Genomic DNA, 19,204 nt, shown 5'->3' with positions numbered 1-19,204 from the left:
AAACGGGTCGCAGGCGTGCGCCGATGAGAGCGCTATCGCGGCCCCCTCCGGCGGGCGCGAGCGGAGCTCGCTCAGTCCGCCGATTGTCCGCGGCGCAGGCGATCGATCAGGACCGCCAGCAGGATCACGACGCCCATGATGATCTGCTGGTAGAAGGACTCAACGTTCATGAGGGTCATGCCGTTCGAGAGCACCGCGATGAACAGCGCGCCGATGAAGGTTCCGACGAGCGAACCGCGGCCTCCCATGAGCGAGGTGCCGCCGAGCACGATCGCGGCGATCGCGTTGAGCTCGTAGCCCGAACCGAGATCGGGCACGGCGCTCTCGAGGCGCGAGGCGAGGATCAGCCCCGCGATGCCCGCGGTGACGCCGGAGATGACGTAGGTCAGCATGATGACCCGTCGCACCGGGATGCCCGACAGGCGGGCCGCCTCCATGTTGCCGCCGATCGCGTAGACCTGACGGCCGAACACCGTGCGGTTGAGGAGGAACCAGCCTCCCACGTAGACCGCCAGCATGATGACCACCGCGTAGGGGACGCCGAGCACGGAGCTCTGTCCGATCCACGCGTAGTCGACCTGGGCGGGGATCAGCGTGGTGCCGCCCGTGCCGACGTACACGATGCCGCGGAGGTAGGTCAGCGCGGCGAGCGTCACGATGAAGGCCGGAAGCGCGAAGCGGGCGATGAAGACGCCGTTGATCGCGCCGATCGCGATGCCCGCGGCGAGAGCGCAGACGATCGCGACGATCGCGGGCAGGCCCGCGTTGGCGCACACGATGGCGACCATGGCAGTGACGCCGAGCGCAGAGCCGACCGACAGGTCGATGCCCGCGGTCAGGATCACGAAGGTGCCGCCCGCTGCGAGGATGGCGATCGCCGATACCTGACGCATCACCTCGATGAGGTTGTTCGTGGTCATGAAGTAGGGCGCGATGAACGCCATGAGCACGACCAGGGCGACGAGGGCGAGACCGACGCCGAGCTGCTCGTTGCGGTCGAAGAACTCCTTGACCCTGCCCTTGCCGCCGCCTCGCGGGGGCTTCACCGATGTGTCGACAGCACTCATGCCGAGGCTTCCTTCCTGATGTCCGTGGTGGGCTGCTGAGCCAATCCGAAGGCGTGCTCCATGACCGCCTCCTCGGTCAGCCCCTCGTTGGGGAGGTCGGCGACGACGTCGCCCTGGCGCATGACGAGCACGCGATCGGCGAGCCCCAGCACCTCGGGCAGCTCGGACGAGATGACGAGCACCGCCGTTCCCCGCTGCGCAGCCGCCTCGATGATCTTGTAGATGTCCGCCTTCGCTCCGACGTCGACGCCGCGCGTCGGCTCGTCGAGGATCAGCACCTTCGGGTCGGTCTCGAGCCACTTCGAGAGCAGCACTTTCTGCTGGTTGCCGCCCGAGAGCTCGCGCACTCGCTGATCGAGGTTCGCGACGCGGATGCCGAGGGATCGCTTCTGCTCCTCGGCCGTCGCGCGCACCGCACGCCGCTGGATGACCCCGCCCCGCGAGACCTTGCCGTACGAGGCCATGACGATGTTGTCGCTCACGCCCCGCCCGAGGACGAGGCCCTGCTCCTTGCGGCTCTCCGGCACGAGAGCGATGCCGTTCCGCATCGCCCCGATGGGCGACTTCGACACGGCCGCACGCTGCCCGTCGACCGAGACGGTGCCCGTCGCAGCCCGGTCGGCGCCGAAGATCAGACGCGCCATCTCCGAGCGGCCCGAGCCCACGAGACCCGCGACGCCGACGATCTCACCGGCCCTGACGTCGAATCCGATCGGGCCGATCCAGTCGCCGTCGCCCAGATCCCTCACCGACAGCCGCACATCGCCGAGCGTCGCGGTGCGGTCGGGGAAGAGCGACTCGACGGAGCGGCCGACCATCTTGGTCACGATGGCGTCGGGGGTGGCCTCCGCCTTGGGCATCGTGGCGACGAACCTGCCGTCGCGCAGCACCGTCACGGCGTCGGCGAGCTCCTCGATCTCGTCCATGCGGTGGGTGATGTACACGATCGCGCAGCCCCGCTCCCGCAGCTCGCGGACGATTCGGAACAGGGTGCGCACCTCTCGGGTCGACAGCGCGGCCGTCGGCTCGTCGAAGATCAGCACCTTGGGGTCGTCGGAGATCGCACGCGCGATCTCGACGAGCTGCTGCTTGCCCGTGCTGAGGCTGCCCGCCCGCGTCGAGGCCGGGAAATCGACGCCCACGCGGTCGAGCTGCTGCTTGGCCGCCTCGCGGGTGCGCTTCAGGCTCAGCCCGCCGAAGCGGCCCCGGTACTCGCGCCCCATCGCCAGGTTGTCGGCGACGGAGAGGTTGGGGGCGATCAGCAGCTCCTGGTGCACGATCGCGATGCCGGCCTCCTTGGCCCCCGCGACGTCGAAGCGCCGCTCCTCGCCCTCGACCTCGATGGTGCCGCCGTCGGGCTGGTGGATGCCCGCGAGCACCTTCATCAGCGTCGACTTGCCCGCGCCGTTCTCCCCGGCCAGGACGTGCACCTGGCCGGGGAAGAGGTCGAGATCGACCCCGTCGACGACGGTGACGCCGGCGAATCTCTTGACGATCCCTCGCAGCCTGACGATCGGCGAGGGGTCGATCTCGACCTGCGTCATGCTCAGCCCCAGGGCTTGTAGCTCTTGGCGGTCTCGGCGTCGACGAGCTCGGTCGGGAGCTCGATCAGCTCCTCCTTCACCTTCTCGCCCTTCGCGAGCTGCGCGCCGAGCTCGACGCCCTTGCGGGCGAGCGCCGCCGGATCCTGCGCCGCGGTGGCGGTGATCATGCCGCCGCCGAGGATCGAATCGACGGCCGACTGCGCGCCGTCGACCGAGGTGATGATGATCGTCACGCCCTTCTGCTTGGCGGCGAGCTCGACGCCCGCGGCCGTCGGGTCGTTGATCGCGAAGATGCCGTCGATGTCGGGATTCGCGGTCAGGATGTCGGTCGCGACCGGAAGCGCCTTGTCACGGCTGTTGTCGCCGCGCTGCTCGGCGACGATCTCGATGTCGGGGTATCCCTCGAGCACCTTCTTGCAGCCGACGACGCGGTCGGAGACCGCGGAGATCGGCGTGCCGTCGAGGATGGCGACCTTGCCCTTGCCTCCGAGCTGTTCGGCGAGCGAGGTGCAGCTGATCTCGCCGGCCTGCACGTTGTTGGTGGTCACCGAGACGTTCGCGTTCTTCGTGACCGAGTCGATGCCGACCACGGGGATGCCCGCCTGGACGGCGCGCTTGACCGCGGGGCCGACGCCGTCGGAGTCGACGGGGTCGATCACGATGAAGCTCACCTGCGAGGTGATGAACTGGTCGATCTGGTCGCTCTGGGTCTGGACGTCCTCGCCGGCCTCCTGAGAGAGCACCTCGAAGCCGGCTTCCTTGCCCGCCTCCTCGGCGGTGCGCGACTCCATCACGAAGAAGGGGTTCGTGCTGTTGGAGACGGTGACGCCCATCTTCATGTCACCTCCCCCTCCCGAGTCGGAGCCCGAACCCGAACCGGATCCGGCGCAGCCGGTGGCGCCGAGGGCGAGTGCGGCGGTCAGCGCGGCGAAGGTCAGCGCGCGGGGGAGGTGATGGACAACTCTGGCCATGATTGGTTTCTTTCCTTGTTGGGTGTGATGTGATGGGACTGAGGAGCTAGTGGGCCGCGCCCGAGATCTCCTCCGAGATCTCCTGCAGTCGGCGGAAGGTGGGGTCGACCTGCTTCGCGAGTTCGTCGAACACCTCGACGTAGCGGCGGTAGACGGCGTGACGCGAGGGATCGGGCTGCACCGGCTCGCCCAGCTCGTGCCAGGAGTCGATGGTCGCGGCGATGTCGGTGACGTGGCCCGTCGCCGCCGCGGCGACGAGGGCGTTCCCGAGCAGCGCGCACTCCGACTTCTGCATGCGCACGACCGGCACGCCGAGCACGTCGGCCTTGATCGAGACCCAGAGATCGGACTTCGCGCCGCCGCCCATCGCCCGCACCTCGGTGAGCTGCTTGCCGGTGATCGCGGGGGCGCGGTCGGCCCATTCGGCGTACTGGTAGGCGATGCCCTCGAGCACCGAGCGGTAGAGGTGTCCGCGGCTGTGGCCCGAGGTGAGGCCGACCCAGCCGCTGCGCAGGTACGGCTTCGGCGGCAGCACGCCGCCCTGGAAGTGCGGCAGCCAGATCAGGCCGTCGGAGCCGGCCGGCACCTGGTTCGCCAGGTGCTCGAGGTCGGCGAACGCCTGATCCGCCGTGCCCCGATGATCGACGATCGTGCCGCGCACCCACTCGGGCCCGAGCCCTCCGCCGTTCACGAAGGAGAACGAGAGGTAGAGGCCGGGGATCACGGAGGTCGCGGTGACCATCGCCATGCGCTCGGTGTCGGGACCCCAGCGGTCGAGGCCCATCGAGAACAGGCTCGCGGTGCCCGCGCTGTCGGATGCGCGGCCCGGGGCGACGACTCCGGCCCCGAGCGCCGCGATCACCTGATCGCCGCCGCCCGCCGCGATGGGAACGCCCTCCGGAATCCCCGTCGCGCGGGAGGCCTCGTCGCTGACGGTGCCGATGATCTCCGTGGACTCCACGATGCGCGGCAGCTTGGAGCCGTCGACGCCGAAGAGCTCGATGAGCTCTTCGGACCACACGCCGCGGTCGGTGTCCGAGAGGTTCGAGAAGCAGAGGTTCGGGCGGTCGATGAAGGCCTCTGAAGCCGGCAGCCCGGCGAGTCGGGCGGCCACATATGGGCCGGGCACCTGGAACGCGACCGTGCGCGCGTACTCCTCGGGTCGCTCGCGCTGCATCCAGCGGATCTTCGTGCCGTGCGAGTACGAGGGCGGGCAGCCCGCGATCTCCGTGATGCGGCCGGCGGAGGGCGCCATCTCGTAGACATCGCGGCTGCAGCGCGAATCGAGCCAGGAGTCGAAGGGTGCGGTGGGCAGGAAGTCCTCGCCGACGGCACCGATGCCGGCCATCTGGCTCGAGAAGGAGACCCCAGCGATGTCGGCGGCGCGACCCGACTGCTCGACGGCGCGGGCGATCGCCGTGCGCGCCTGCTGCTCGATCTCGAGCAGGTCCTGCTCGATCACCCCGGGAGAAGGCCGGTCGAGGCGCGACGGCACCGATGCCGAGCCGAGCACGCGGCCCGAGAGGTCGATCACGGCCGCCTTGACCAGGGTCGTTCCCATGTCGCACGCGACGAATACCGGCTCGCTCACGGCGTCACCACCACCTTCAGCGCGGACCCTTCGGCCGCGGTCTCGAACGCCTCGGCCGCACGGGTCAGCGGAAGCGTATGCGTGATGAGCGGCCGGTAGTCCGCGGCGCGCTCGGAGAGGATGTCGAGGGCCGCGACGCAGTCCTCGGTCGTGTTCGCCGTCGAACCGGTCACCACGAGTTCGCGATAGTGCACGAGGTTCGCGTCGAGCGGGGTCTCGCCCTTGCCGCTCGGCAGGCCGGCGAAGAAGTTGATGCGCCCGCCGACCGCGGCGAGCTCGAGCGAGGTGCGGAACACCTCGGGGATCGGCGTCGCGACGAGCACGCAGTCGGCGCCGACCCCGTCCGTAAGCCTCCGCACCGCCTCGGCGAGGTCTTCGGCGCGCGGGTCGACCGTGTGATCGGCGCCGAAGCGGCGAGCGAGTTCGCGGCGGGCCGGCGAGGTCTGGGAGACGATGATGTTCGAAGCACCGAGCTGGCGCGCGAGCCGCACGGCGAGCAGGCCGATGGGACCCGCGCCGATCACGACGAGCGAGTCGCCCTCGCCGAAGTCGATGGCGCGCAGGCCGCGGAGCACGGCGGCGAGGGGCTCCATGAGCACGGCGTCGAGCGGGTCCATCCCTTCGGGGAGAGGGATCGCGTTGCCCTGCTCGACCGCGCGGCGCGGCAGCAGCACCGACTCGGCGAGGCCGCCGTCGAAGGTGAGGCCGACCGAGGCGTAGTGCTCGCAGAGGTTGGGGTGGTCGCGGCGGCACGAGCGGCAGTCGCCGCACGCCACGTTCGGTGCGATCGCGACGAGATCGCCGACCCGCAGTTCGGAGCGCGAGGAGCGATTCTCTCGAATGCGACCCACGAGCTCGTGGCCGGGAACGCGGACCGTGCCCGCCGGGTAGAGGCGGTGCTCGCCCCGAGCGATCTTGAGGTCGGTGCCGCAGATGCCGGTGGCGACCACGTCGACGACGATCTCGCCGTCGCCCGCGACGGGACGCTCCAGCTCCGCGATGCGCAGCGCATCGGGAGAGTGGAACTCGAGTCCAATCATCACTACTCCATCGTCAGATCTCGGGCGGCACGCCACGATGCGCGTGCCCGCCCTTTCAGTCAATAAGTTCGTCCGGGCACCGTCAACGCGATCCACACTTCCGCGCAGAATGCCCGGTTTTGCGCTCAGCTGAGCACGGGCGCATCGGCTCGGCGCACGGAAAGGCCCCGCCTCCGTCGCGGGCGACGGAGGCGGGGCCTTTCTGCTGCACTCGGCTAGAGCACGGCCTTCGTGTGCCACACCGTCTTCACCTCGACGAGCGAGGTGATGCGCTCCAGCGAGGGATCGGCGCTGTCGCCCTGCACGGGGAACAGCACGCGCTTCACGGTGTCGGAGGCGGTGCGCTCGAGCTCGGGCCAGTCGAGCTCACCGCACCCGGCGAGGTCGATCGCGTTCACGTCGGCGTGCGCCGCGAGCCAGGGCGTCAGCTCCGCGGGAGAGCCGCTCAGGATGTTCACCACGCCGCCCGGGAGGTCGCTCGTCGCGAGCACCTCGGCCAGCGAGATCGCCGGCAGGGGGGCCTGCTCGCTCGGGATCACGACGACGGTATTGCCCGAGACGATCGCCGGGGCGATCACGCTGACCAGCCCGAGCAGGCTGCCGCCCGACTGCGGTGCGACGATCGCCACCACGCCCGTCGGCTCGGGAACCGAGAGGTTGAAGTAGGGGCCGGCGACCGGGTTGGCGCTGCCGGTCACCTGCGCGTACTTGTCGGCCCAACCGGCGTACCAGACCCAGAGGTCGATCGCCCGCTCCACCTGCTGACGCGCGGCCTGAGCGGAGCCGCCCTCGAGCGTCTGGATCTCCTCCGCGAACTGCGCGCGGCGGCCCTCGAGCATCTCCGCGATCCGGTAGAGGATCTGCCCCCGGTTGTAGGCCGTCGCGCCCGACCAGCCGGGGAACGCCCCGCGCGCGGCCCGGACCGCGTCGCGCGCGTCCTTCCGAGATCCCTGCGCCGCGTTCGCCACGAACGCCCCCTTCCTCGAGAGCACCCGGTAGGAGCGCCCCGACTCACTGCGCGGGAACTTCCCGCCGATGAACAGCTTGTAGGTCTTGGGAATCGTGAGCCTCGTCACTGGTCGGCTCCCTTCGTCAGGCTCTGCGCGCTCGCTCCGTCGGCGAGGTATGAGGTGAGTCCGGGCCTGCCGCCCTCGCGGCCGTAACCGGACTCGCGGTAGCCGCCGAACGGCGAGGTCGGGTCGAACTTGTTGAACGTGTTGGTCCAGACCACGCCGGCGCGCAGACGGTCGGCCACCGCGAGCACGCGCGATCCCTTATCGCTCCAGATGCCGGCGGAGAGGCCGTAAGGCGTGTTGTTCGCCTTCGCGATCGCCTCCTCCGGGGTACGGAAGGTGAGGATGCTCAGCACCGGGCCGAAGATCTCCTCGCGGGCGATGCGATGGCTCGTGGAAACGCCCGTGAAGATCGTCGGCCGGTAGAAGAAGCCCTGCTCGGGCAGCGCGCAATCGGGGGCCCACGCCTCGGCCCCCTCGGCCGTGCCCGCCTCGGCGAGCTCGGTGATGGTCGCGAGCTGGGCGGCCGAGTTGATCGCGCCGACATCGGTGTTCTTGTCGAGGGGATCGCCCACGCGCAGCGTCGACATGCGGCGCTTGAGCCGCTCGACGAACTCGTCGTGGATCGACTCCTGCACGAGCAGGCGCGAGCCCGCGCAGCAGACCTGGCCCTGGTTGAAGAAGATGCCGTTGACCACGCCCTCGATGGCCTGGTCGACGGGGGCGTCGTCGAACACGATGTTCGCGCCCTTGCCCCCGAGCTCGAGGGTCAGCTTCTTGCGGGTGCCCGAGATCGCACGCGCGATGTTCTGGCCGACGGCGGTCGAGCCGGTGAAGGCCACCTTGTCGACGCCCTCGTGCGAGACGAGCGCATTGCCCATGCTGCCCGGGCCGGTGAGGATGTTCACGACGCCGGGGGGCAGATCGGCCTGCTGCAGGATGTCTGCGAACAGGATTGCGGTGAGCGGAGTGGTCGAGGCCGGCTTCAGCACGACGGTGTTGCCCGCGGCGAGCGCCGGAGCGATCTTCCACGCCAGCATCATGAGCGGGAAGTTCCAGGGGATCACCTGGGCCGCGACACCGAGTGCGCGCGGATCGCGCACGCCCGAGTACTCGAGCTTGTCGGCCCAGCCCGCGTAGTAGAAGAACCACGCCGCGACCGTGGGGATGTCGAAGTCGCGGGTCTCCTTGATCGGCTTGCCGTTGTCGAGGCTCTCGGCGACGGCGAGCTCTCGCGAGCGCTCCTGCACGAGGCGGGCGATGCGGAAGAGGTACTTGCCGCGGTCGGCGCCCGAGAGCTTCGACCACGTGCGCTCGTAGGCACGACGGGCCGCGGCGACCGCACGGTCGACGTCGCTCGCGTCGCCCGCCGACATCATCGCGATCCGCTTCCCGTCGGCCGGCGAGATGGTCTCGAAGGGCGTGCCGTGCCCCTCGACGAACTCGCCGTCGATGAAGAGGCCGTACTCGTCCTGGAGCTTCAGGATGCCGCGCGACTCGGGAGCCGGGGCGTATTCGAGGAATGACATGTGTACTCCGGTTTCCGGGTCAGTCGATGGTCACGTAGTCGTTGCCGGAGTACCGGCCCGATGCGAGCTTCTGGCGCTGCAGCAGCACGTCGTTCAGCAGGCTCGACGCGCCGAAGCGGAAGAGCTCGGGCACGAGCCATTCCTCGCCCACCGTCTCGGCGACGGTGACGAGGTATTTGATCGCGTCCTTCGACGAGCGGATGCCGCCTGCGGGCTTCACGCCGATGCGCTCGCCGGTGAGCGCGTACCAGTCGCGCACCACCTCGAGCATCGACAGCGTCACCGGAAGCGTCGCCGCAGGCGAGACCTTGCCCGTGGAGGTCTTGATGAAGTCGCCGCCCGCGAGGATCGAGAGCCATGAGGCTCGGCGCACGTTGTCGTAGGTCTTCAGCTCGCCGGTCTCGAGGATCACCTTCAGGTGGGCGTAGCCGCCGTCGGGCCGACGGCACGCCTCCTTCACCGCGACGATCTCGTCGTAGACCTCGCCGTAGCGGCCCGCGAGGAACGCGCCCCGGTCGATGACCATGTCGATCTCGTCGGCGCCGGCCGCGACCGCGTCGCCCACATCGGCGAGCTTCACCTCGAGCGAGGCGCGGCCGGCGGGGAAGGCGGTCGCGACCGCGGCGACGCCGATCGTGCCGCCGCGGCCCACGTGCGCGTCGCCGAGCGCGTCGATCGCGACGTCGACGAGGTCGCCGTACACGCAGACGGCCGCGACGCGGGGACACGTCGGATCCGAGGGGTCGGGCATGAGCGCCTTCGCCACGAGAGACCGCACGCGGCCGGGAGTGTCGGCGCCCTCGAGCGTCGTGAGGTCCATCAGGCCGATCGTGCGGTCGACGGCCCACGCCTTCGAGGAGGTCTTGATGGAGCGGGTGCCGAGGCCGGCTGCGCGCGCTTCGAGGCCCACTCCGTCGACGCCGGGGAGTCCGTGGAGGAAGCGCCGGAGGTTCACCTCGCTCGCGGCTCCGCCGAGGACGTCGACCGCGGCCGTTTCCCGGCTCGCAGGGGCTGCGGCGCCCGCTGCTTCAATCAATTGGGTCATGCGTGATCCTTTCCGAGGGATTTCAAAACTACTCAGGTGCAGAGCGACTCGTCGAGCAGGTGCTGGGCCGTGAGCTCGTCGGTGATGAGCACGGTGCACAGTCCGCCCGCCACCACGGTGCGGCAGACGTCGTGCTTGGTCTCGCCCGAGATCACCGCGATGGAGCGCTTGGCCCCCCGCAGCTCGTCGAGACGCATCCCGACCGTGCGATCGTCGAGTTCGGGATCGACGGGATAGCCGTTCGCGTCGATGAAGCGGCCGAGCACGTCGCCGACGGCCCCGCGGCCGCGCAGCACGGCCAGATCCTGCTGAGCGAGATACCCGCTCTCCGTGAGCACCGAACCGAGGTCGACCGGGCCGGCGCTGAAGAGGTAGGTGTCGGCGCTGCGGCCCAGGTCGAGCACGCCGGCGACCGTGCGATCGCTCTCGATCGCGCGCTTCGTCTCGACGCGCTCGAGAATCGCGGGGCTCGGCAGCATCGCCGCGGATCCGTGCGCCTTCCTCGCGATCTTGGCCGCGGTGTCGGCGGCCGAGCTGGCACGGCGGTTCAGGCTGACGCCGCCGTTGATCTGCACGACCTGCACCCCGCGGGCCCAGTCCTGCCGCAGCTCTTCGGCGACGTCGTGCAGGGTGCGGCCCCAGCTGATGCCGAGCACCTTCGTCACCGGGCGCATGCTGGTGAGGTACTCCGCCGCCGCCTGCGCCACCCTGCGGCGCAGCTCGGTCGACTCGTTCTCGCCGAGACCGGGCACCACGACGGCCTCCCTGAGACCGAAGCGTTCGCACAGTTCGCGTTCGAGTTGGCCCTTCCGCGCGCGCGGGTGCACGATCTCGATGCGCACATGACCGGCTTCTTTGGCATGGGCGATGAGCCGACCGACTTTCCAGCGCGTGATCTGCAGAAGTGCACCGATCTCGCCCTGGGTCTTGTCTTCCTTGTAGTAGAGCTCTGCGGCCTTGATCGCCAGCAGCTCATCGTCCTCGGTCATGCCGCCTTCCTACTTGGTCGGGATGAAAAGCACCTTCGAAGAGAAGATGGAGCGGTCGGCGAGCTTGCGCATCGTGTCGGGCAGTTCGTCGAGCCCGAGCTCGTGGGTGATCATGAACTCCCAGCCGAGGCTGCCGTCCGCAAGGCGCGCGGCCGACTCGGTCCACTCCCTGCCGGGGAAGGGCGCCGAGAACGAGTTCCAGCTGCCGTGCAGCGAGACCTCACGGCGCAGGAAGTTGGAGAAGGTCTTCTTGTCGAGCTCGATCGGGTGGTTGGGGATGCCGATGAACGCGGCGCGCCCGTGACGCGCCATGAGGTTGGGGGCGAGGGCGATGGTCGGGGGCGCTCCAGCGGTCTCGATCAGCACGTCGAAGCCCTTACCCGCGAGCTCGAGCGCCTGCTCTCCGCTCGTCGCGGTGAGCGTCGCTCCGGCCTCGCGCGCCATGGCGGCCTTCTCCTCGCTCACGTCGAGGGCGAGCACCTCGCTCGCGCCGCCCAGCAGCGCCCACTCGATGGCGAAGAGGCCGATGGGGCCAGCGCCGAGCACCGCGACGCGGTCGCCCTTGCGCAGATCGGTCTTGAGCACCGCGTGGAGCGCGATGGCCGCGGGGTCGATCATCGCAGCGGCGCGGGGGTCGAGGCCCTCCGGCATCAGCAGCGCGTTGTTCTCGGGCACGTTCACGTAGCGGGCGTATGCGCCCTCGCGGCGGCTGCCGAAGTAGTCGTAGTCCTCGCAGAGGCTGAAGTTGCCCGCCTGGCAGCTCTCGCACTCGCGGCATGGCAGCAGCGGAGGCACCGTGACGAGGTCGCCGACCTTGAACGCGGTGACCTCGTCGCCGATCTCGACGACGTGGCCTGCGAACTCGTGACCGCAGATGATCGGCGAGTAGTAGGCGCCGTTCGACATCATGCGGGGGATGTCGGATCCGCAGACGCCGCACGCAGCGACCTCGAGAAGCAGGTCCTTGGAGCCGATGGCCGGGATCGGCACCTCTTCGACTCGGATGTCACCGGGCTCGTAGAGAACCGCAGCGGTCATCTTCCCTTCCATCAGGTGTATCCCCTTCTCTCGGCTGGTATGCCGCATCGCATTCGAGGTGCACCGCGCACCGCTATCAGATTAGGAAAGCAGCGGGAGCCCCTCAACAGTTGAAGGGGTGTTTGCTCATGTGAGCAGGGCGGGTCGAGATGTTCTCGCAGCTGAGCAGGATCGCGCCTGCGAGCGGCGCAGCCGTCACCGCGCGAGCGGAACCTCGATCAGCGTCGGCGCGGCGACCGGCTCGGTGAGCAGCCGCTCGAGCTCGGAGCGCGTGGCGACCCTGCGATACTCCCAGCCGTAGCTCGCGGCCAACGGCTCCAGCAGCGCGCGCTGGGGGGTGAGCATCACGCGATCGAACGCACCCGCATCGGCCGAGCCGGCGACCTCGAGCCCGTCGAAGATGGTGCCCCCGCCGTCGTTGCCGACGAAGAGCTGCACGCGCGGCCGCTCCTCCGATTCCGGGAGCAGCAGCGAGCCCGCGTCGTGCAGCAGGGCGAGATCGCCCAGCAGCACGCGCGTGGCGCCCGCCGCTCGCGCGGGGTCGGGCGCCGACTGACTCGCGGCGGCGACGCCGAGCGCGGTCGCGACCGTGCCGTCGATGCCCGCCAGTCCTCGGTTCGCGTGCACCTCGACCCGGCGCGGCGGTGCGAGCCGGTCGAGTACGCGCACGAGCCTGGACGCGGCGACCACGAGCCGGTCGTGCGGCCAGCTCGCGCGCCACACGGCCTCCACGAGCATCTCCCGCGAGATCGGCTCGCGCATCGCCTCCACCTCGGCGCGGGCGTAGGCGCTGCGCTCCCGGTACCCGGTCGCGAGCGCCGCGTCGAGATCGGGCTCGTGCACGGTGCTGCGCTCGCCCCGCAACTCCCGGTCGGCGACGACCCAGGCGCCCAGCCAGCGGCGCAGCGCCCCGGCCTCGTGTTCGGGCGCGACGGTGGCCGCGCGCACCACCCGGGTGCCCGGAGCGGGCGCGTAGTGCTCGACGCCCGGCCCCGCGTGGGGATCGACGACGATCACCTCGACGTCTTCGCGGCGCAGCAGCGCCGGCACCTGGCGGGTGAGCGTTGGATGGCCGAACACGATCGCCCGCTCGACGAGCCCGCCGATCGAGGGGTCGTCGATGAGCGTGGCGTAGGCCGTGATCGCCTCGCGGCCGAACCTGGCTCCGCTCACGGCCTCCGCGAGCAGAGGGATCCCGGCCGCGTGCGCGAACGCCTCCGCCTCCGGGCCCGATCCCTCGCCCGCGATCACGACGGCGAGCGCGTCGCCGCGGTGCTCGGGGCCGCCGTGCACGTAGACGTCGGCGCCCCCCATGCCCGTGAGCGATCGAGGGCCGTCGCCGGTCGCCCCGCCCCGCGACCCGGCGCCCGTGAGGGGCGCGGACTCGCGCAGCTGCTCGGCCTCCTCGGCCGCGGCGGCGAAACCGCGTGCGATCATCTCGTCGAAACCGGCGGTGCCCGAGAGCGGCTCGCGGAAGGCGAGATTCAGCTGCACCGGCCCGGGCGGCCGGCCGCCGAGCACGCCCGTCGCGGCCTCCAGGGCCGCGACGGCGAGGGAGCCCGGGTCGCTCGTGATGCCGGGGGCGAGGGAGCGGCCGCGCACGAGATCGCCGTCGCTCCCGAACTCGGGCGCGGGCACATCGACGGCGAGGCGTGCCGCCGAACCGAAGATGCCGGCCTGCGCGGTGGTCTGGTTGCTCCGGATGCCGCGCAGCTCGGACGGTCGGTCGGCGGTGAGCAGCAGCATCGGCACCCGCCCCTCGTGCGCCTCGAACGCCGCAGGAGCGAGGTTCGCGACCGCCGTTCCGCTCGTCACGATCACCGGGGCGGGCACGCCCGTCTCACGGGCGATCCCGAGGGCGAAGAACCCCGCCGACCGCTCGTCGAGACGCACGTGCAGGCGTACCGCGCCCGCACGTTCGGCAGCAGCAGCGGCGAGCGCGAGCGCCTGCGAGCGCGAACCGGGGCAGAGCACGATGTCGCTCACGCCTCGGCGCACGAGTTCACCGAGCAGCTCGACGGCGAAGATCGATGAGGCCGCAGGGCGAGTCATCGCTGGGGCGACTCCGAGTCGTCGGCACCCGGCTGCTCCTCGCCAGGCTGCTCCTCGCCCGAGCCGTCGTCCTCACCCGGATAGACCTCGTCGTCGAGCGCGCGCAGCTGCTCCTCGAGATCGCGCATCCGCGCGTCCAGATCTTCCTCGGAGATGCGGGTGCCGGTGAAGCGCGGGTCGTCGTCGGGAGCCGTGCGCCGCACGGACTCGGCCGATCCCTTCCCGATCATGAACCAGAGCACGCCGCCGATCACGGGCAGCACGACCACCAGCACCACCCATACGGGCTTGCTCACCCCGCGGGCGCGAGAGCCGTCGGTCATCGCGGCGTCGACCAGCGCGTAGAGCGTGAATGCGACGGCGATGACGATCCCGATGATCACGAATCGCACCATGCTTCCATGCTAGCCGTGCCCCCTGACATGCTCCTGGCCGCGAACCGGCGCGATCGCGGCGCACAGCGCCGCCTCGGATTCGGCGCAGCCGGCGCGGGTACACTCGGTCGAATGAGCAAGACCCGCACCGCCTGGATCACGTACATCGTGCTGCGACTGCTGCTCTTCGCGGTGCCGTTCGGCGTACTCTACATGATCGGCCTGCAGCCCTGGCTCGCGGCGGTCTTCGCCGCGCTCATCGGCGCCGCCCTCTCCATCCTGCTGCTCTCGAAACAGCGGGCCACGGCATCCGAGAGCATCTACGACTGGCGCAACCGCACCCGCACGGCCGATGACATCGTCGAGGACGAGGCCGTGGACGCCGCCGACTCGCCCGACGGCGAGACCGGGCGAGCGTGAACACCGCCGGGCGGGTCGACGCGACAGCGCGGATCGACCGGGCCGAGCGGCAGGACGGCCCCGAGCAGATCGACCAGATCGTCGTCGGGGGCGGGGCGATGGGCCTCGCCGCGGCCTGGCAGCTCGCGCGACGCGGGCAGCGGGTGGTGCTGCTCGAGCGCTTCGAGCCGGGCCACAGCCGCGGGGCATCGCACGGTGCCACCCGCAACATGAACAACGCCTACGAGGAGCCCCACTACCTCGACCTCTACGACGAGGCGCTGGACCTCTGGCGCGAGCTGGAGGAGACGAGCGGGGAACGGCTGCTGACGCTGTGCGGGCTCGTCACCCACGGCGACCCGGTGCACGTGCGCGGCGCATACGAGGCGCTCGCCGCCCGCGGGGCCGCCGCCGAGCTCATCGGCGCGGACGAGGCCGCGTCCCGCTGGCCGGGCATGCGCTTCGACGGCGAGGTGCTCGTGAACCGCGACGCCGGGCGCATCCACGCCGCGACCGCGCTGCAGGTGCTGGCGGCCCAGGCGGCCCGCCACGGCGCCGATCTGCGCCACGGACATCGCGTCACCGCGATCGAGCCGTTCGAGCACGGGATCGCGGTGCGCGGCACGGATCCCTCTGGAGATCCGTTCCGCCTGGTCGCGGCCGGCGCGGTCGTGGCCGCCGGAGCCTGGAGCAGGCCGCTCCTCGACGGACTCGTCGACCTGCCGCGCCTCACCGTCACCGAGGAGCACCCGGCCCACTTCCAGCCGCTGCCGTCCTTCACCGAGCCGGGCGCGGAGGACTGGTGGCCGTCGTTCAACCACTTCCGCTCGGCGGAGGCCTCGGAGTCCGCGCGCACGGGTGCCGTCTACGGCATGCTCACGCCCGGCGAGGGCGTGAAGGTCGGCTTCCACGCCGTCGGCGACGAGGTCGACCCCGACGACCGACGCTTCCGGGCGAGCGACATCTCGCGCGCAGCGCTGCGCGACTACGTCGCCGAGTGGTTCCCCGGGCTCGACCCCGACACGGCCGCTGAGATCAGCTGCACCTACGCCTCGACGGATTCGGGCGACTTCGTGCTCGACCGGGTCGGGCGCGTCACCGTGGCAGCGGGCTTCTCGGGGCACGGCTTCAAGTTCACCCCCGCGATCGGGCGCGTGCTCGCCGACGCGGCGACGGGCCGCGCGTTCCCGCCGGATCCCTTCCGCCTCGCGGCGCACTGAGCGCGCCGCTCATTCGGATATCGCACGTATTTCGGATGAGAACAGGGGTTCCGATCCGAAGCACGTGCCTCATCCGAAATACGGTCCGGGGTCGGGTCGTCGGGCCGGGGCGAGGGATCCGAGGCGTCAGAACGCGAACGCGAGGCCGAGCAGCACGCCGTAGGCGAGCGCGGCGAGGCTCGTCAGCTGCAGCACGAGGATCAGCTCGCGCGGCGTCTTCGCCGTCACCACGATGAGGATGCACGGCGCGATCGCGAGCAGCACCAGCCACACGATCACCATGCTCGGGTTGACGAGCCCGTAGAGCGCCGGCACCGCGAACGGCAGCACCACGCAGAGCACGTAGAGCAGGCGCGTCGCCCGATCGCCGATGCGCACGGCGAGCGTCTTCTTGCCCGCGAGCCGGTCGGTCGGGATGTCGCGCAGATTGTTGACGACGAGCACCGCGACCGCGAAGAGGCCGACGCCCGCCCCTGCCCACCACATCTCCTGGGTCTGCACATCGGTCTGCAGGTAGACCGTGCCGACCGTGGCCACCAGGCCGAAGAAGACGAACACCACCACCTCGCCGAGCCCGGCGTAGCCGTAGGGCCGCTTGCCGCCCGTGTAGAACCAGGCGGCGACGATCGCGAGCGCGCCCAGCGCGAGGAACCACCAGCGGCCGCTCAGCACGACCGCGACGAGGCCCGCTGCGGCGGCGAGCCCGAAGAAGACGAGCGCCGTCGCGAGCACCCGCTTCGGGTTCACGAGCCCCGAGCCCGTGAGCCTCGCAGGGCCCACCCGGAAGGCGTCGGTGCCCCGGATGCCGTCGGAGTAGTCGTTCGCGTAGTTCACGCCGATCTGCAGCAGCACCGAGACGGCGAGCGCGAGCAGCGTCAGCGTCCACGAGAAGCCGTGCACCATGCGGGCGATGCCGGCGCCGGCCGCGACCGGCGCCACCGCCAGAGGCAGCGTGCGCAGCCGCGCTCCCCCGACCCAGTTCCGCCACGTGATGCGCGGCGGCGCGCCCGAAGCCGCCTGCCGCTCGGCGGCCGCCCGCCGTGCGGGGTTGCCCGATCTCCGCGGATCCTTCGCGTTCATGCCCGCCCTTCTTCCGCCGCGTGCCTGCCGCGGCGGGTCTCGCTGAAACTGTCCCGAAGGCGCGAGATCCACGCCTCGATCGCCCGGAGGTCGGGCTTGCCGCCCGCGAGCCGCGGCAGTTCGTCGGTCTCGGTGGCCCACTCGGGAGCGGCAGCCGCGCCGAGGCGCTCGCGCAATGCGGCGCGCACCTCGTCGAAGGCGAGGGATCCCTCGCCGCCCGTCTCCACGACGAGCCCGACCCGCTCGCCCCACTCCGGGTGCGGCACTCCGACCGCGACGGCCGACTCCCAGCCGGCGTGCTCGCGCGCGGCACGCTCGACCTCGTCGAGCGACACGTTGACACCGCCCGACACGATCACGCGGTCGAGGCGCCCCGTCACCGTGAGCATGCCGCCCAGCAGTTCGCCGGCGTCGCCCGTGCGATACCAGCGCGTCGTCGCACCGTCGCGGCCTGCCTCCTCGACGAAGCGGTCCGCAGTGAGTTCGGGGTCTCCCACGTAGCCCAACGCGAGCGACGGGCCCGCGAGCTGCACCTCGCCGCCGCGGATGCGCACACGGGTGTCGCCGATCTCCACGCCGTCGTAGACGCAGCCTCCCGCCGTCTCGGTCATGCCGTAGCTGCGCTTCAGCGCGATGCCCAGCTCGTGCGCGCGACGACGCAGTTCGAGCGGCACCGACTGCCCGCCGACGAGCACGGCGTCGAAGGCGCGCAGCGCGTCGGCGGCCCCGCGATCCCTCTCGGCCAGATCGAGCAGCCGCGAGAACTGCACGGGCACGAGCGAGACGTAGCGGCGGTCGGCCTCCATGACCTCGGAGGCCCGCAGCAGCAGCTCCGCGTCGAAGGGCCCGTCGAAGAACACCGGGGGCAGGCCCGAGACCTCGCTGCGCACGAGCATCTGCAGGCCCGAGATGAGGTGCGTCGGCAGCGCCACGAGCCACTGCCCCGCGCCGCCGAAGCGCTCGTGCGTCGCCTCGGCGCTCGAGCGCAGGGCCTCCGCGCTCAGCGCCACGGCCTTCGGCACACCGCTCGAGCCCGAGGTGCGCACCACGAGCGCGGTGCCGTGCGGCAGCTCGGCGCGGTGCAGGGCAGCGATCTCGTCGGCGGCGTGTGCGGCGGCTCGGTCGTCGACATCAGCGGGCACAGGCAGCACCGGGGTCCCGCCCGAGAGGGCGTCACCGAGGGCGGCCATGAGCCAGGCGCGATCATCGGTCGGGATCGCGCGGAGTGCGTTCGCGGCAGTCACCGTTCCAGGGTACTCCGCGCTCGGACCGCAGGGCGCTCGGGATGAGGGATCCGAGCGCCCGCTCAGTAGTGGTAGGGGAACGGCGACCAGTCGGGGTCGCGCTTCTCGAGGAACGAGTCGCGGCCCTCGACGGCCTCGTCGGTGCCGTAGGCGAGGCGCGTGGTCTCGCCCGCGAACAGCTGCTGCCCCACGAGCCCGTCGTCGACGGCGTTGAACGCGTACTTCAGCATGCGGATCGCGGTCGGCGACTTGCCGAGGATCTCGCGCGCCCACTCGAGGCCGGTGGCCTCGAGCTCCGCGTGCGGCACGACCGCGTTGACGGCGCCCATCTCGTAGGCGCGCTGCGCCGAGTACTCGCGGGCGAGGAAGAACACCTCGCGGGCGTTCTTCTGGCCGATCTGGCGCGCGAAGTAGGCGCTGCCGTAGCCGGCGTCGAAGGATCCGACGTCGGCGTCGGTCTGCTTGAAGCGCGCGTGCTCCTCGCTCGCGATCGAGAGGTCGCAGATCACGTTGAGCGAGTGCCCGCCGCCCGCCGCCCACCCCGGCACGAGCGCGATGACCACCTTCGGCATGAAGCGGATGAGCCGCTGCACCTCGAGGATGTGGAGTCGGCCGGCGCGGGCCGCGGCCTCGGGGCCGACCGCGGTCTCGTCGTCGCTGTACTTGTAGCCGTCGCGGCCGCGGATGCGCTGGTCGCCGCCCGAGCAGAACGCCCAGCCGCCGTCGCGCGGCGAGGGCCCGTTGCCGGTGAGCAGCACGACGCCCACGCGCGGGTTCACGCGCGCCCGGTCGAGCGCGTCGTAGAGCTCGTCGACCGTATGCGGGCGGAAGGCGTTGCGCACCTCGGGACGGTCGAACGCGATGCGGGCGATGCGCCCGTCACGGCTCAGGTGCGCCGTGATGTCGGTGTAGCGCTCCGCGCCGGGGGCGTCTTGCCATTCGGAGGGATCGAAGATGTCGGAGACCTGCTGCGTCATGCACCCAAGCCTATTCGGGGCGGGGGGGGCG

17 protein-coding genes are annotated in these 19,204 nt (G+C 71.0%); 2 read left to right on the top strand and 15 right to left on the bottom strand.

Translation table 11 applies throughout. The features are described 5' to 3' along the window. Positions 1 to 71: 71 nt before the first annotated feature. From J4H91_RS06925 to J4H91_RS06870, 12 genes are all read right to left on the bottom strand, one after another. Positions 72 to 1,067, bottom strand: coding sequence for an ABC transporter permease subunit (locus tag J4H91_RS06925; protein WP_208045522.1), 996 nt, complete (start codon positions 1,065 to 1,067; stop codon positions 72 to 74). Then, the gene (locus tag J4H91_RS06920; RefSeq protein ID WP_208045521.1) at positions 1,064 to 2,611 is read right to left on the bottom strand and encodes a sugar ABC transporter ATP-binding protein; all 1,548 of its coding nucleotides are present in this window, start codon (positions 2,609 to 2,611) and stop codon (positions 1,064 to 1,066) included. The genes J4H91_RS06925 and J4H91_RS06920 overlap by 4 nt, the downstream gene beginning before the upstream one ends. 2 nt (positions 2,612 to 2,613) lie before the next feature. Then, positions 2,614 to 3,582 (bottom strand): substrate-binding domain-containing protein, encoded by a 969-nt coding sequence (locus J4H91_RS06915; RefSeq protein WP_208045520.1) that lies wholly within the window; start codon positions 3,580 to 3,582, stop codon positions 2,614 to 2,616. A gap of 46 nt (positions 3,583 to 3,628) precedes the next feature. Further along, positions 3,629 to 5,173, bottom strand: a complete 1,545-nt coding sequence (locus J4H91_RS06910; protein WP_208045519.1) for an FGGY family carbohydrate kinase — start codon at positions 5,171 to 5,173, stop codon at positions 3,629 to 3,631. Continuing rightward, positions 5,170 to 6,213, bottom strand: coding sequence for a zinc-binding dehydrogenase (locus J4H91_RS06905; RefSeq protein WP_208045518.1), 1,044 nt, complete (start codon positions 6,211 to 6,213; stop codon positions 5,170 to 5,172). The genes J4H91_RS06910 and J4H91_RS06905 overlap by 4 nt, the downstream gene beginning before the upstream one ends. A 215-nt stretch (positions 6,214 to 6,428) precedes the next feature. Then, positions 6,429 to 7,289, bottom strand: coding sequence for an aldehyde dehydrogenase family protein (locus J4H91_RS06900; RefSeq protein ID WP_208045517.1), 861 nt, complete (start codon positions 7,287 to 7,289; stop codon positions 6,429 to 6,431). Beyond that, on the bottom strand, positions 7,286 to 8,755 hold the full coding sequence (locus tag J4H91_RS06895) for an aldehyde dehydrogenase family protein (protein WP_208045516.1): 1,470 nt from the start codon (positions 8,753 to 8,755) through the stop codon (positions 7,286 to 7,288). The genes J4H91_RS06900 and J4H91_RS06895 overlap by 4 nt, the downstream gene beginning before the upstream one ends. Before the next feature lie 19 nt (positions 8,756 to 8,774). Further along, the gene (gene deoC, locus J4H91_RS06890; RefSeq protein WP_208045515.1) at positions 8,775 to 9,800 is read right to left on the bottom strand and encodes a deoxyribose-phosphate aldolase; all 1,026 of its coding nucleotides are present in this window, start codon (positions 9,798 to 9,800) and stop codon (positions 8,775 to 8,777) included. 32 nt (positions 9,801 to 9,832) lie between these two features. Next, positions 9,833 to 10,789: a sugar-binding transcriptional regulator gene (locus tag J4H91_RS06885; protein WP_208045514.1), complete on the bottom strand. Its 957-nt coding sequence runs from the start codon at positions 10,787 to 10,789 to the stop codon at positions 9,833 to 9,835. Between the two features lie 9 nt (positions 10,790 to 10,798). Next, positions 10,799 to 11,827: a galactitol-1-phosphate 5-dehydrogenase gene (locus J4H91_RS06880; protein ID WP_208045513.1), complete on the bottom strand. Its 1,029-nt coding sequence runs from the start codon at positions 11,825 to 11,827 to the stop codon at positions 10,799 to 10,801. A 195-nt stretch (positions 11,828 to 12,022) separates the two neighbouring features. Next, complete coding sequence (menD, locus tag J4H91_RS06875) at positions 12,023 to 13,879, bottom strand: 2-succinyl-5-enolpyruvyl-6-hydroxy-3-cyclohexene-1-carboxylic-acid synthase (RefSeq protein ID WP_208045512.1); 1,857 nt, start codon at positions 13,877 to 13,879, stop codon at positions 12,023 to 12,025. After that, a complete protein-coding gene (locus tag J4H91_RS06870) occupies positions 13,876 to 14,274 on the bottom strand; it encodes a PLDc N-terminal domain-containing protein (RefSeq protein ID WP_208045511.1) in 399 nt (132 codons plus the stop codon). Before J4H91_RS06870 ends, menD begins: the two co-directional genes overlap by 4 nt. A 111-nt stretch (positions 14,275 to 14,385) precedes the next feature. Between J4H91_RS06870 and J4H91_RS06865 the strand changes: the two genes are divergently transcribed. Both J4H91_RS06865 and J4H91_RS06860 read left to right on the top strand, forming a co-directional pair. After that, entirely contained in the window at positions 14,386 to 14,673 is a 288-nt protein-coding gene (locus tag J4H91_RS06865) for a DUF4229 domain-containing protein (RefSeq protein ID WP_208045510.1), read from the top strand. Further along, positions 14,670 to 15,872, top strand: coding sequence for an FAD-dependent oxidoreductase (locus J4H91_RS06860; RefSeq protein ID WP_341783468.1), 1,203 nt, complete (start codon positions 14,670 to 14,672; stop codon positions 15,870 to 15,872). The genes J4H91_RS06865 and J4H91_RS06860 overlap by 4 nt, the downstream gene beginning before the upstream one ends. A gap of 126 nt (positions 15,873 to 15,998) precedes the next feature. Here J4H91_RS06860 and J4H91_RS06855 read toward each other — a convergent pair whose 3' ends face one another. From J4H91_RS06855 to J4H91_RS06845, 3 genes are all read right to left on the bottom strand, one after another. Next, on the bottom strand, positions 15,999 to 16,952 hold the full coding sequence (locus tag J4H91_RS06855) for a 1,4-dihydroxy-2-naphthoate polyprenyltransferase (protein WP_208045509.1): 954 nt from the start codon (positions 16,950 to 16,952) through the stop codon (positions 15,999 to 16,001). Next, positions 16,949 to 18,196 (bottom strand): AMP-binding protein, encoded by a 1,248-nt coding sequence (locus J4H91_RS06850; protein WP_341783467.1) that lies wholly within the window; start codon positions 18,194 to 18,196, stop codon positions 16,949 to 16,951. Before J4H91_RS06850 ends, J4H91_RS06855 begins: the two co-directional genes overlap by 4 nt. Before the next feature lie 62 nt (positions 18,197 to 18,258). After that, complete coding sequence (locus J4H91_RS06845; protein ID WP_208045508.1) at positions 18,259 to 19,173, bottom strand: 1,4-dihydroxy-2-naphthoyl-CoA synthase; 915 nt, start codon at positions 19,171 to 19,173, stop codon at positions 18,259 to 18,261. Between the last annotated feature and the right edge of the window lie 31 nt (positions 19,174 to 19,204).

It is taken from the genome of Leucobacter ruminantium (genome assembly GCF_017565705.1).
GTDB classification, from domain to species: Bacteria; Actinomycetota; Actinomycetes; order Actinomycetales; family Microbacteriaceae; genus Leucobacter; species Leucobacter ruminantium.
Note: the sequence above shows the minus strand (reverse complement) of the source record. Positions and strands in the feature narration are given on the sequence as shown.